General features: G+C 49.4%; 11 protein-coding genes. 5 read left to right on the top strand and 6 right to left on the bottom strand.

Annotated elements, in window-relative coordinates:
* Positions 1-23 precede the first annotated feature (23 nt).
* The 5 genes from D0T92_RS11355 to D0T92_RS04755 all read left to right on the top strand — a co-directional run bounded on the left by D0T92_RS11355 (position 24) and on the right by D0T92_RS04755 (position 4,094).
* A complete protein-coding gene (locus tag D0T92_RS11355) occupies positions 24-164 on the top strand; it encodes a hypothetical protein (RefSeq protein ID WP_191963671.1) in 141 nt (46 codons plus the stop codon).
* A 91-nt stretch (positions 165-255) separates the two neighbouring features.
* On the top strand, positions 256-1,320 hold the full coding sequence (fba, locus tag D0T92_RS04740; RefSeq protein ID WP_151050707.1) for a class II fructose-bisphosphate aldolase: 1,065 nt from the start codon (positions 256-258) through the stop codon (positions 1,318-1,320).
* Positions 1,321-1,456: 136 nt separating this feature from the next.
* On the top strand, positions 1,457-2,176 hold the full coding sequence (locus D0T92_RS04745) for an S-methyl-5'-thioinosine phosphorylase (protein ID WP_151050709.1): 720 nt from the start codon (positions 1,457-1,459) through the stop codon (positions 2,174-2,176).
* A 37-nt stretch (positions 2,177-2,213) separates the two neighbouring features.
* Complete coding sequence (gene mog / locus D0T92_RS04750; RefSeq protein WP_151052980.1) at positions 2,214-2,795, top strand: molybdopterin adenylyltransferase; 582 nt, start codon at positions 2,214-2,216, stop codon at positions 2,793-2,795.
* A gap of 249 nt (positions 2,796-3,044) precedes the next feature.
* Complete coding sequence (locus tag D0T92_RS04755) at positions 3,045-4,094, top strand: pseudouridine synthase (RefSeq protein WP_151050711.1); 1,050 nt, start codon at positions 3,045-3,047, stop codon at positions 4,092-4,094.
* Between the two features lie 67 nt (positions 4,095-4,161).
* Here the strand turns inward: D0T92_RS04755 and D0T92_RS04760 are convergent, their stop codons facing one another.
* The 6 genes from D0T92_RS04760 to D0T92_RS04785 all read right to left on the bottom strand — a co-directional run bounded on the left by D0T92_RS04760 (position 4,162) and on the right by D0T92_RS04785 (position 12,847).
* Positions 4,162-5,553, bottom strand: a complete 1,392-nt coding sequence (locus D0T92_RS04760; RefSeq protein WP_151050713.1) for a HAMP domain-containing sensor histidine kinase — start codon at positions 5,551-5,553, stop codon at positions 4,162-4,164.
* A 25-nt stretch (positions 5,554-5,578) separates the two neighbouring features.
* A complete protein-coding gene (gene misR / locus D0T92_RS04765) occupies positions 5,579-6,256 on the bottom strand; it encodes a two-component system response regulator MisR (RefSeq protein ID WP_151050715.1) in 678 nt (225 codons plus the stop codon).
* Positions 6,257-6,445: 189 nt separating this feature from the next.
* Positions 6,446-8,269: a PglL family O-oligosaccharyltransferase gene (locus tag D0T92_RS04770; protein ID WP_151050717.1), complete on the bottom strand. Its 1,824-nt coding sequence runs from the start codon at positions 8,267-8,269 to the stop codon at positions 6,446-6,448.
* Positions 8,262-8,636, bottom strand: a complete 375-nt coding sequence (locus D0T92_RS04775; protein WP_151050719.1) for a DUF2069 domain-containing protein — start codon at positions 8,634-8,636, stop codon at positions 8,262-8,264. The genes D0T92_RS04770 and D0T92_RS04775 overlap by 8 nt, the downstream gene beginning before the upstream one ends.
* A 415-nt stretch (positions 8,637-9,051) precedes the next feature.
* The gene (locus D0T92_RS04780; RefSeq protein ID WP_151050721.1) at positions 9,052-11,265 is read right to left on the bottom strand and encodes a RelA/SpoT family protein; all 2,214 of its coding nucleotides are present in this window, start codon (positions 11,263-11,265) and stop codon (positions 9,052-9,054) included.
* Between the two features lie 169 nt (positions 11,266-11,434).
* Positions 11,435-12,847 carry a TolC family protein gene (locus D0T92_RS04785; RefSeq protein ID WP_151050723.1) on the bottom strand — a complete coding sequence of 471 codons (1,413 nt, stop codon included), beginning with the start codon at positions 12,845-12,847 and terminating at the stop codon, positions 11,435-11,437.
* Between the last annotated feature and the right edge of the window lie 2 nt (positions 12,848-12,849).

Here is a 12,849-nt window from a genome sequence, read left to right on the forward strand (position 1 = left end):
AAGAGGCCGTCTGAAAAAAATAAGTGTTTGAAATAAGGGTGTTATGGTGCGGTGTTGTTTCGGTTGGTTGGGCGGTGGGCGGCGGTGGTTTTCAGACGGCCTCTTGGGCAGGCTGGGGGATGTTTGTCATCTATATGGAACAACACGGCTTTGCGAATGTCTGATTTCTGTTGCTGCATGTAGTTTTGGCGGCGAAACTGCTATAATTCATGCTTAACGTTTATTTCTTTTTTATCAATTCGGAGGATTCACCTTATGGCTCTCGTTTCCATGCGCCAATTGCTCGACCATGCTGCCGAAAACAGCTACGGCCTGCCTGCTTTTAATGTAAACAATCTTGAACAGATGCGGGCGATTATGGAAGCCGCCGATCAGGTGAATGCGCCTGTGATTGTTCAGGCCAGTGCGGGTGCGCGTAAATATGCGGGCGCACCTTTTTTACGCCATTTGATTTTGGCAGCCGTTGAAGAGTTTCCCCATATTCCGGTGGTGATGCACCAAGACCACGGCGCGTCGCCCGATGTGTGCCAGCGTTCTATCCAGCTCGGTTTCAGCTCGGTGATGATGGACGGTTCGTTATTGGCCGACGGTAAAACCCCTTCTACTTATGAATACAATGTAGAAGTGACCCGTAAAGTGGTTGAGTTTTCCCATGCTTGCGGCGTGTCGGTAGAGGGTGAAATCGGCGTTTTGGGCAATTTGGAAACCGGTGAAGCCGGTGAGGAAGACGGCGTCGGCGCGGTCGGCAAACTTTCTCATGACCAAATGTTAACCAGCGTGGAAGATGCTACCCGCTTTGTGCGCGATACCGGTGTGGACGCATTGGCTATTGCGATTGGTACCAGCCACGGTGCGTATAAATTTACCCGTCCGCCTACAGGCGATGTATTGCGTATCGACCGCATTAAAGAAATTCACGAAGCCCTGCCGAATACCCATATTGTGATGCACGGCTCCAGCTCGGTGCCGCAAGAATGGTTGAAAGTGATTAACGAACACGGCGGTGCGATTGGCGAAACTTATGGCGTACCGGTTGAGGAAATCGTAGAGGGTATTAAACACGGTGTGCGCAAGGTGAATATCGATACCGACTTACGTTTGGCTTCCACCGGCGCCATCCGCCGCTTTATGGCGGAAAATCCGGCCGAGTTCGACCCGCGCAAATATCTGGCTAAAACCGTAGAAGCCATGAAACAAATCTGTATCGACCGCTATTTGGCTTTCGGTTGCGAAGGCCAAGCCGGCAAAATTAAACCGGTTTCGCTGGAAGTGATGGCGAATAAATACGCTAAAGGCGAATTGGCGCAAATTGTGAAATAAAATCGGATTAAGCCTAAAAAACACCCGCTTATTCAAGCCGGGTGTTTTTTATCGCCTGCAATAATTGCCGCAAGCCATACACATCTTAGAACGAATACCTTACAATAGCCCCGTTTTAACCTAATGAAAGCAGCCCATGATTGCCGTTATCGGTGGCAGCGGCCTAACCCGTTTGCCGGAACTACACATCACTCAGCGCCGTATTGTGCGCACCCCGTACGGATTAACCAGCAGCCCGTTATTGTTTGGCAAACTGGGCAGCCGGGATATTGTTTTCCTTGCCCGCCACGGGCTGAATCATTCATTGGCGCCGCATGAAATCAACTATCGCGCCAATATTTGGGCTTTGGATTCTGTTGGCGCGGAAAATATTGTGGCCGTGTCTTCCGTTGCCGCGTTGAGCGAATCTTTCGAGCCGGGCGCTTTGGTGATGCCCGATGATTTGATTGACTACACATTTAACCGTGCCAGCACATTTTTTGAAGGCAAATCGCAAGAAGTGGTGCATACCGATTTTTCTTATCCTTATGATAGTGAATTGCGAAATGCATTATTGGAACATGCGGCTTCACACGGCACGCCGATATATAACCAAGCGGTTTACGGCTGTATTCAAGGGCCGCGCCTACCGACCCGCGCCGAAGCGCGCCGCTACCGCCAAGACGGTGTGGACATTATCGGTATGACCGGTATGCCCGAAGCAGTATTGGCACGGGAATTATCACTGCCTTATGCACATATTTGCGGTGTGACCGGTATGGCTTGTGTGGCGACAGGTAATGGTAATGCGGATAGCTGTAGTTTGGATGCGCTCGGTGCGATTGAGAAAATCCGCCGTCTGTTGGTGGATTTATAGGCCGTCTGAAAAAGGCCGTCTGAAAGTGGGGGATAAAATGAATGCAAACTTGGAAACCGTAACCATCGGCCTGCTTTCGGCCAGCGACCGTGCCAGTAGCGGCGTATATCGTGATGAGGGAATTCCCGCTTTGAAAACATGGCTGGCGTCGGCTGTTTGCAATCCGATTCGTTTTGTTGAGGCACTGGTGCCGGATGAGCGCGATACCATCGAAGCGGCGCTATGCAAAATGGCCGATAGAGATGGCTGCCATCTTGTTTTTACTACAGGGGGTACCGGCCCGGCTGTCCGCGATATTACTCCGGAAGCAACCTTAGCCGTAGTCGATAAGGAAATGCCCGGTTTTGGCGAGCAAATGCGTCAAATCAGCCTTTATTATGTGCCGACGGCAATTCTTTCGCGGCAAACGGCGGGTATTCGGGGCAAATGCCTGATTGTCAACCTGCCCGGCCGCCCGAAAGCGATAGCCGAAACACTCGGCGGTGTGCGTGACGAGGGCGGCAATATGAAGGTGCACGGGCTGTTTAGCGCGATTCCGTATTGTATTGATTTAATCGGCGGCGCGTTTATCGAAACAGATGAGGCAGTTTGCAAAGCATTTCGCCCGAAAAGTTCATAAGCTGTTATGATAGGGAATAATATTACCCGATAGACCTGCGATTAGGGTTTATCTTGTTTTTCATTAATGGATTCCTGCCGCAAGATTGGCAACAAGCCGGATACATGGGTTTATAGAAATGATGAATATATGAGGCCGTCTGAAATGTTTCAGACGGCCTGTCATCGCTAATAAACGTTGTATTCGGTTTGGTAAACATGAGCCGCAGAAGAACCGTTGCCTGTTGGGGCGGCGTGTTAGGAGAGTTTGATGAGTAGTAAAAAAAATACCGGTAGTAAACGCGAATGGCGTGACGGCGGCAGCGCGAAAAAGGTTACCCGTCGTAAACCTGAAACCCGTTTTTCAGACGGCCTTAAACATTCGGATGGCCGTAAAGGTAAGGCGGAAAAAAGCGACCGTAAAGCGGCGGCTGCCGCAACAAGCGCGGCGCCTAAAACTCAGGCAACCCGTGCGAAAAAATTGGTTGTGCGCAGCCCCAATCAGAAAATTGTCGAGCGTGCCCGCGATTTAAAAGAAAAGCGCTCCGATTTAGACAGCTTCGAGCCCGTGCGCCTGCAAAAAGCCTTGGCCGCTTCCGGTGTCGGTTCGCGGCGTGAAATGGAAGAATGGATTGCACAAGGCTTGGTTACGGTGAACGGTAAAAAAGCGCAGCTTGGCGATAAAGTTTCCCCCGATGATCATGTGTTGGTAAAAGGCAATGTGATTAAGTTGAAATGGCCCGACCGCCTGCCGCGCATTATTTTGTATTATAAGCAGGAAGGTGAAATCGTATCGCGTGATGATCCGCAGGGGCGAGTGAGTATTTTCGACCGCTTGCCGCAGGCGGCCAGCAGCCGTTGGGTGGCTATCGGCCGTTTGGATATCAATACCAGCGGCTTGCTGATTCTGACTACTTCGGGCGAATTGGTAAACCGTTTTGCCCATCCCAGCTTTGAAGTCGAGCGCGAATACGCCGTGCGCGTGTTGGGCGGCCTGACCACCGAACAGATGAAAATGCTCACCGAAGAAGGTGTCATGCTGGAAGACGGTTTAGCCAAAGTAGAGCGCATCTACGAGCAAGGCGGGGAAGGGGCGAACAAGTGGTATAACGTGGTGATTAAAGAAGGCCGTAACCGCGAAGTGCGGCGCATTTTTGAAAGCCAAGGTTTAACCGTGAGCCGGCTAGTGCGCGTCGGGTTTGGCCCGATTGGATTGCCGAATCGTTTAAAACGCGGGCAGTTTTATGAATTGAACCCTGCCGAGGTTGCCAATATTATGAAGTGGGCGGATATGCCGCTGCCGGGAAGCCGCCGCCGTTAAGCGTGTCTATCTCAAAACAAGACCGTCTGAAATGTTTCAGACGGTCTTGTTTTTAATCGGCACAAACTTATTTTGATTCGGCTAATTTTTTCTGTTTCGGCAGAATAAAGCGAATCCGCAAACCGTTGGGCTTCACGTTTTCGGCAATAATTTTGCCTGAATGTTGGTTGATAATATGCTTGGTAATTGCCAAGCCTAAGCCTGTGCCGGGTTTGTGGGCGCTGCTGTCGGCACGGTAGAAAGCGGTGAAAATATGCGGCAGCTGCATTTCATCCACGCCGGAGCCGTTGTCGGTAACATCAATTAGCCAGTTTTTGGCATCTTGATACAGTTTTACTGTAATGGTGCTGCCTTCGGGGCTGTATGCCATGGCATTGCGGATGACATTATCGAATGCACGATATAGAAAGCCTTCGTTGGCGGGCAAAGAGGCGGTGTCGGCCACTTTTTCGATTTGCAGCAATAACTTCTGATGATTTTGCAGAGCAACAGCTTGGCTGTCTTCCACAAGTTGGGTAAAAAACGGCACCAGAGCCAGATTATCTTTTTCCAACGGCACATTAGAGGTTTCCAAACGCGACAGCGTGAGCAACTCACCGACCAATGTATCCATCCGGGTCAGTTCGCCTTCAAGGCGTTTGAGATATTGCTCTTGTTTGTGCGGCTGTGCCTGTATCAGGCCGACAATGGCCTGCATCCGTGCCAGCGGCGAGCGCATCTCATGGGATACGTGGTGCAGAAGGTGACGTTCTTTGGAAACCAGCTGTTGCAGTTGCGCAGCCATTTTGTCGAACTGGGCGGCCAGATGGGAAAGCTCGTCATCACGATCATTCATTTGCTGAACAATACGGGTTTCCAAATCGCCTGAAGCCAAACGGTTCATACCGGATCCGAGAATTTTAATGGGCTTGGTAATATTGTTGGTCAGAATATAAGCCAACAGCAGGCCGACTAAAATAATGAAAGAAAGAATAATAAATTCGTGCCAGATAGGTGCCAGTTCCAAGCCGGGAATAAACAGCGGGCTGGGTAGGCGTTGAATCTGTTGGCTGTCCCAATTGCGGATAAAGAACAGATATTCTTCACCCCAACGGTCGAATTCGATATGAGCTAAGTGCGAATCGGGATTTTCTAAAGCAAATTCACGAGCGGTATGTATGGTTTGCTCATCAATCGGACGTTCGAGAATATCTTGAACCAAGTCGCCGGAAATCACAAATACGTTTTCGGAGACGGGGTTGTCCCGCCATTCGTTGAGAATCTCACGCGCCCCTTGTTCGCCGCGCACTTTAAATGCAGAAATGGCGCTGCCCATTAGGGTGGTTTCAATGGTGCGGCGTTGCTGGAATTGATTTTCAGCAATAGTATTTTGCACCAGCCAGAAAGAAAAACTCGCCACAAAGATGGCACAGATAATCACTGCGCAAAATGTGGCGAATATACGTTGAAACAGTTTCATTTAGCTGTTTTATCTTTATAAGAAATCAGTTTTTAACAAACAGGTAGCCCAAGCCGCGCACGGTTTGGATCAGCGAAGCATCACCGAGTTTGTGGCGGATACTTGAAATATGCACGTCAATGCTGCGGTCGAACTTAGCCAGTTTGCGGTCGAGCGCTTCTACCGATAAGGTTTCTTTGCTCACTACCTGACCGGCATGGCGCATCAGCACTTCAAGCAGGTTGAATTCGGTGCTGGTCAGCTCAAGCGGAACATCTTTAATGGCTGCTTGGCGTTTGGCCGGATAAAGCACCACATCGCTAACGGAAATGCTGTTGGGGCTGGCACTTTGCTCGCCTGATTGTTGTGCGCGGCGCAAGATGGCGTTGATACGTGCCAATAGCTCGCGTGGTGTGCAGGGCTTTGGTACATAATCGTCGGCACCCATTTCCAAGCCGATAATACGGTCGATATCATCGCCTTTGGCGGTTAGCATGATGATGGGCACCTTGCTTTGGTTGCGGACGTTTTTCAATACGTCCAAGCCGTTCATTTTCGGCATCATGGAGTCCAATACGACCACATCGTATTGGCCGGAAAGAATTTCCTGAACACCGGCTTCACCGTCGGGTACGCTGTTGACGTTTAAACCTTCGGCCGTTAGGTATTCGGTTAATAATTCGGTTAACAAAGCATCATCATCTACCAATAATACGCGACTCATGGTTTGTCCTTTACCTTTTCTGGTTATGGCTGCTTAATAAAAAAATATGCAGCCGAAATGATTGTTAATCTTAACATGCAAATCAGCTTTCTTGATAGCATGTACTTCTATGCTTTTGCGCTTTTTTGCAATGCATCGGGCGGCCTTTACATTTCAGACGGCCTGTTTACTGTTGTAATCGGCGGTATTTTATTCTTCACATGTTTTGGCTTCAGGATATTGCCGACGAAAGGTTGTGCAATCGGCAGCAATTTGTGTTTCCAATGGCTTCAATACCGCGTTGCTGCGGATTTTGTCGGCATAATGGGGCATCATATAAGGATAATAACGGTAGGTATGATGCAGCCATTGTTCGGCCTGTTGCGTTTCTCCTGATCGGTAGCGGTACAAACCGACCTGATAAGTGCTGGAATAGGGGCGGTACATCAAGGCTTGTTGCGCCGCTTCTGCCGCCCATGAATAAATAGCGCTGTCGGCGGGGTTCACCTTTCTGGTTAACGACAGCTGCGCATAATAGCGAAGCATCGGTTCGTTTGCGGCAATTTCTCTCAAGCCGTTTATTTTGTCTGCCGCTTGTGCGGCCGTTTCATTTTTTAAACGGCGGTCGAATGCGGTTAAATCGGTATAGGCAAAGCCAAGCCGCACAATCGCCGCCAGTATCAATACGGCCAATACCGAGCCACCGATATTGTATCGGCGTGCAACGGCATGGGTATCGGCCACATCATTTTCTTGCGCCGGTGAAAGGCTGGCCATAACTGCAAACGGCACCAAAAAGTAGATATACCAAAGCGGATATTCGAGCATGCTATGACAAAGCGATACTGCCATTAAAGATAATAGTAGCAGTGATGCCATATTGGCAGGCCGTCTGAACATACGCTTGATAACGGCCAAAAAGCCCAATACCACCACTAAGGTGCCGACCAAACCCATTTCAGACAATAATTGCAATATTAAATTATGCGAATGTGTAAACAGAACATTCAATAGATTATTGCTGAAGCCGTCTGCCTGACCGTCTATTAAGAAGCCTTGCTGTGCATAGCTGCCCCAACCGTGTCCCCAAACAGGTGCGGATAAGAATATTGTCCATGCCTTATGCCATTCGATATCGCGGGCGGAGCCGCCGAAGCTGCCGCCTTCCACCCGTGCTAACGCCGTGTCGTATTGCACTCCGGATAACCAATCCAGCAAATAGCTCATGCCGAATTGAACCGCCACCGTACACATAAGGGCAAAAGCGATAATCACAACAATACGGTTGGCGGCACGTCCGGCATATAAACGCCATAACGGCAGCAGCAAACCCACACCGACCACATAAGTGAAAATTGTGCGCGAGTTCACCAACCCTAAAGCAAATGTCAGTGCTAGTACCCAAATTAATCCCAACCAACCCGGCATTCGGCGTTGCGACCACAAATAAGAAGCCGCCAACACACCCCACATCAGATAATGCCCTAAATGATTACGCTGGCCGAGCTGGCCGTTGACTTCACGCAAACCGCGGTAGGCAATAATGCCGCGGAACATGCTATCCGACGCCCAACCTGTAAACTGCATGAGGGCGACGGCGGCCTGTATCAGTGCGCCGATAGCCAATGCCCAAGCGAATACCGAGACCACGCGCTCTTGTCCGACATCCGCTATCCAACCGCGGCATGCCCATGCGGTCAGTGCAAGAGTAATAAAAGCCGATACGGCCATATCGCTCATGCCCGGATAAACCAGATTCATCACCCTTGCCTGAAGCCACCAAAATGCGGCCAATACCAAAAAATAGACCGAAGCGGCAGGCAGCTTCACATTCAGACGTCCTGTTAGGGCAGTGAGCAACAGCAACACCGCCGCACCCGATAAAGAAGCGGCCTCCAAATAAAAGCTGGACAGCGGGCCGACCCGGTAAAGCGAGAGAAAAGGCCCCGCACCTATCCATAGAAAACAAAGCCATAGCGGCCATAAGCACCATGCCCATACCGTTTCACGGCCGTCTGAAAAGCGGCTATACATGTTCGGCCGCCTTTCTTTGTCGGCGTACATACATCAGGCAGGCGCTAAAAAAAACAAGCGAGCAAATCAAAGCAAATGCAGCACAAGCTTTGCTGACGGTAGAAGCATCAAACAACCTGACCACTGCTTCGGCAAAATAAGGTAAAACCAACAGGCTGCTGTATTGAAAAGTATAAATCCGGCCTTTTAATATTCCGCTTAACGGCAGGCATAAAGGCAGAGCCTTCAATGCTAACCACGAACCGCCCGGGCGCAGGGGCGCAAGCCATAGTTCCCATGCCAGACTGATGGCGATGAGTGCACACAGGCTGATAACGGCTGCCCGATAAGCTGTGTTGGTTTCGGTATTGTTTGGGTGTGTATTCATAATTTATGTGTGAAGTTTTATAGGCCGTCTGAATAAAATATATTAAAAAAAATAAGCCATTTGACCGATGCGGTTTATTTGTCAGGTCGGTTTGCGTTATAGCTCGTTTATTGCTGCCACACCTTTTCAGACGGCTTGAAAAGAAAATAGTTTACTCATTGTTATTATCTTTATGCACACGTGAGAAATATTTTAGATGAAAGCATTGTTTTATTCGTTAAGCATTTTTCGCTATGTATGGGCGAATGGTTTAAAAACAATAAAAAAATAGGTTCGATACAATACTGCCTGATTATTTGATTTTTTTGAAATTGTTTTTAAGGTTATTTAATAGTATGGCTGTTTTTAAGAAGTGGGCAAAATGATGAATAAGGCCGTCTGAATGCTTTCAGACGGCCTATTGGCAGATTTAGAGTTAAAGGCGGGTAACACTCAATACGCCGTTAATTTCCATAATATTGGCCAATACGCGCGGCAGATCATCCACCTGCCTCACTTCCAGCGTAAAACGCAAACTGGCTTCCAAATTGCGGCTTTGTGTTTGTACCGCGGTTACATTGAGTTTGTGGCGGGCAAAGGCATCGGAAATGTCGCGTAACAAACCGTTGCGGTCTTGAGCGCGGACTTCTACATCCACCGCAAAAACTTGCCCCTCTTGTGCTTGCGCCCAAGTGGCGCTCAATACCTTATCGGGAGATTGTTCGGCCAAGTGTTGGAATGACGGGCAGTTGCTGCGGTGTATCGAAATACCGCGCCCGCGGGTGACAAAGCCGACAATATTATCGGGCGGCGCCGGTTTGCAGCATTTGGCTAAGGTTGTCAGCAAGCCGTCTTCGCCGTCTACCAATACGCCGTTTTTACCGCCTTTTTTGATTTTCGATTGTTTGATAATGGTGGTTTCATCTACCGGCACAGGCGGTGGTTCGACCAATTTTCCGCAGGCTTTTTGAATGGCACGCGGTGAGATTTCACCCTGACCGACGGCGGTGTATAAATCTTCGATTTTTTTAAAGCCGAGTTTTTCGGATAAGTCTTGCAAATTAGGCTTCGGCACAACTTTTGTCAGTTGTTTTTCAAGCTGGGTACGACCATTTTCACGCACGGAATCGGCATTTTGCTGGCGGATAAACGCTCGGATTTTGCTGATGGCTTTGCTGGATTTTACCCAGCCCTCATAGAGCCAGTTCACCGACGGCGAGCCTTCTTTGGCAGTAATGATTTCCACCCGTTGGCCGTTTTCGAGTTGGGTAGACAGCGGCACAATTTGTCCGTCTACTTTCGCACCGCGGCAGCGGTCGCCGATGCTGCTGTGCAATGCATAGGCAAAGTCGATGGGGGTCGAGCCGGTGGGCAGTGATAAAACCTTACCGTGCGGTGTGAGCACATAAATCGTATCGTTGAACAATTCGGTACGGAATGCGCCGGCCAAGTCTTCACTATCGTGGTCGGCCATGTTTTCACGCCACTCGAGTAGTTGGCGCAGCCATGCGATTTTTTGTTCGTAGGCACTGTCGCCCTTGCCGCCTTCTTTATAGCGCCAGTGTGCCGCTACCCCGAATTCATTGAATTGGTGCATATCGAAGGTGCGGATTTGCACTTCCACACCTTTGTCTTGCGGCCCGATGACTACGGTATGCAGGCTTTTATAGCCGTTGCCTTTGGGTTGGGCGATATAGTCGTCAAACTCGCCGGGTACAGGTTGCCAAAGGCTGTGGACGATGCCCAATGTGGTATAGCACTCGGCAACGGTATCAACGAGAATACGCACGGCACGGATATCGTAAAGCCCTTCAAAGCCAATTTTTTTCTTCACCATTTTTTTATAAATGGAATAGATATGTTTGGGGCGGCCGGCTACGTCGTAATGAATATGGTATTTATCCAATTCGGTACGTAAATTACCGAGAAAGTTCTTGATATATTCGAGCCGTTCGGTACGCTTTTCATCTAATAGTGTGGCGATTTCTTTGTATTTCTCAGGGTTTTGATGACGAAAACCCAAGTCTTCGAGTTGCCATTTAAGCTGCCAAACCCCCAAACGGTTGGCCAACGGGGCGAAAATATCGAGTGTTTCTTTTGCTAGGGCGCGTTTTTCTTCGCTATCGGGCAGGGTGCCGATAAATTGCATGGTGCGGGTACGCAGTGCCAGTTTAATCAGCACTACACGGATATCGCTTACCATCGCCAACAGCATTTTGCGCATGGTTTCGGCTTGTTGCGCCCGCTCTTCGGGTGTTGCCAAGCTGTCAACGCGGGCAAAATGAGTCAGCTTTTGTACTTCGTCGATGCCTTTAACGAGATTGCATACCGACGCACCGCATTTTTCGGTCACCGTTTCCTGCCATTCAGGATAAAAAGATGGAATTTGGGTGAGTATGGTGGCGGCGACGGCGTCCGGCAGCAAATCCATTTCGGCAACCATTTGTGCGGCGCCGAGAAAATGGCTCATCAAAGGTTCGCCGTCTACGGTGAGGCCGTCAACGGGATAATATTCTTGAACCAGTTTGCGTGCGTTAAGCAATAGCTGTGCATCTTTGTCGCCGAGTTTGGCAACATAGCCGTTGAACCATTGGTGATAGTCGTCAAGATTCGGTGCAATGCTGCTGGGGGCTTGTGCGATATTGGTCATGGCGTTTCCCGAGACAACGAATGTGGAACAGTTATTGTAGCGTTAAATTTCTTTTAAACCAATCAGGTGTAGATAAGGCCGTCTGAAAATTTTTCAGACGGCCTGGCGATGATAATCAACTGTTTGTTTTATTTGGTTTTCAATAGAATGGTGTTTTGGGGGGAGACACTTATTTTGCCATCGTATTGCTCACACTATTGCTGCTGCTGTAACGGCCGGCCATGGCTTTATAGATCATGTTTTCGTATTGCAGGCTTTCATAGCGCTGGTTTAATAGATTGCGGGCGGCGCCGTATTCATCGTTTAATGCTTCCAGCCAGACTCTTAATTCGTTTTTACCGTTTTCATAGCGTATTTGATAATAGCGGCTGTTTTTTTGCCGTAGGGCATATTGTTGTTGGCTGTCGGCATAGGTTTGCAGGGCATTGCGGTATTTTTGGTAATTCGCGGCGACTTCGTTTAATGCGGAGGTCACGGCTTGTTCAAAATCTAGATTGGCCGCTTGAAAATCGGCTTCGGCATTTTTATTCGTCCATTTCAGCGTTTTCCAATCCAAAAAAGGCAGGTTGATTCTCACCGAACTGCCTAGGAACGGCACATCAAATAAGGTGCCGGCCGTGTCGGAAGCGGTGCTGAGGCTGGCACCGATGGTGATACTCGGATAATAGCTGCGTTTTTGCGCATCAACATTTTTCAAGGCCGATTGCAACCGGTATTCGGCCGCGCGCAGATCGGGGCGGTTGGCCAGTGTGGCAACGGGAACGTTTAAATCTACGCCGATGACATCATGCAGGCGGAAATCGGCGGGGTCGGCGGCGGGTGATTCGCCGGGTTTGAGGTTTAATAGATTTCTAAGCACTTCTTCGGCGGTTTCTTTTTGCGTGGCCAATTGCGTCAGACTGCTTTGTGCGGCTAAGAGCGATTGCTCGGCCTGCCGCGGGCTGGCGGCATCTACTTTGCCATAGCGGTATTTGGCCGACATAATGCGGCTGATTTCTTGATATTGCTGAATGGTTTTTTCAGTTAGGTTGATGGCTTCGTTGAGATAGGCAATATTGAAATAGGCATCGGCAATATTGTTGGCCAGGGTTAATCGGGTGGCGGCCATATCTTGGGCGGTTGCCTGATATTCCCACACTTGCGCATCGGCTCTGGCATTGAGTCTGTGCCATAAATCAAGCTCGTAGCTCAAACCGAGTTGGCTGCTGTATGAGGTATTGCTGTTGCCGGTGTCGAGATTTTTATTATTGGTGGCGCCCAAGGAAGCGTTGAAGTCGGGCACTAAGTCCGCCCCTAAAATATTGGCCTGATAAAGGGCTTTGTTAATGCGGATGGCGGCTTTCTTTAAATCGATATTGCGCTCGAATGCTTGTTGAATAAGGGCATTGAGTTGGTCGTCTTGGTAGCCTTCCCACCAATTGGGCTGGATATGGTAGCGTTGGGCGGTTTCGGTGGCGGAAATCACGTTGCCTGTTGCCGCCAGAGTCAGGTTTTGATCGGCACTATGCTGAATAGCGCAGCCGCCAAGTAGGAAAACCGCTCCTAAGGTAAAGGCCGTCTGAAAAGAGGTGTGTGGTTTCATAA

The organism is Neisseria zalophi, assembly GCF_008807015.1.
Lineage (GTDB): Bacteria > Pseudomonadota > Gammaproteobacteria > Burkholderiales > Neisseriaceae > Neisseria > Neisseria zalophi.

Bases quoted from the DNA above. Each gene is read 5' to 3' on its own strand.
- fba (WP_151050707.1), top strand. From the start codon at position 256: ATGGCTCTCGTTTCCATGCGCCAATTGCTCGACCATGCTGCCGAAAAC.
- D0T92_RS04745 (WP_151050709.1), top strand. From the start codon at position 1,457: ATGATTGCCGTTATCGGTGGCAGCGGCCTAACCCGTTTGCCGGAACTA.
- mog (WP_151052980.1), top strand. From the start codon at position 2,214: ATGAATGCAAACTTGGAAACCGTAACCATCGGCCTGCTTTCGGCCAGC.
- D0T92_RS04755 (WP_151050711.1), top strand. From the start codon at position 3,045: ATGAGTAGTAAAAAAAATACCGGTAGTAAACGCGAATGGCGTGACGGC.
- D0T92_RS04760 (WP_151050713.1), bottom strand. From the start codon at position 5,553: ATGAAACTGTTTCAACGTATATTCGCCACATTTTGCGCAGTGATTATC.
- misR (WP_151050715.1), bottom strand. From the start codon at position 6,256: ATGAGTCGCGTATTATTGGTAGATGATGATGCTTTGTTAACCGAATTA.
- D0T92_RS04770 (WP_151050717.1), bottom strand. From the start codon at position 8,269: ATGTATAGCCGCTTTTCAGACGGCCGTGAAACGGTATGGGCATGGTGC.
- D0T92_RS04775 (WP_151050719.1), bottom strand. From the start codon at position 8,636: ATGAATACACACCCAAACAATACCGAAACCAACACAGCTTATCGGGCA.
- D0T92_RS04780 (WP_151050721.1), bottom strand. From the start codon at position 11,265: ATGACCAATATCGCACAAGCCCCCAGCAGCATTGCACCGAATCTTGAC.
- D0T92_RS04785 (WP_151050723.1), bottom strand. From the start codon at position 12,847: ATGAAACCACACACCTCTTTTCAGACGGCCTTTACCTTAGGAGCGGTT.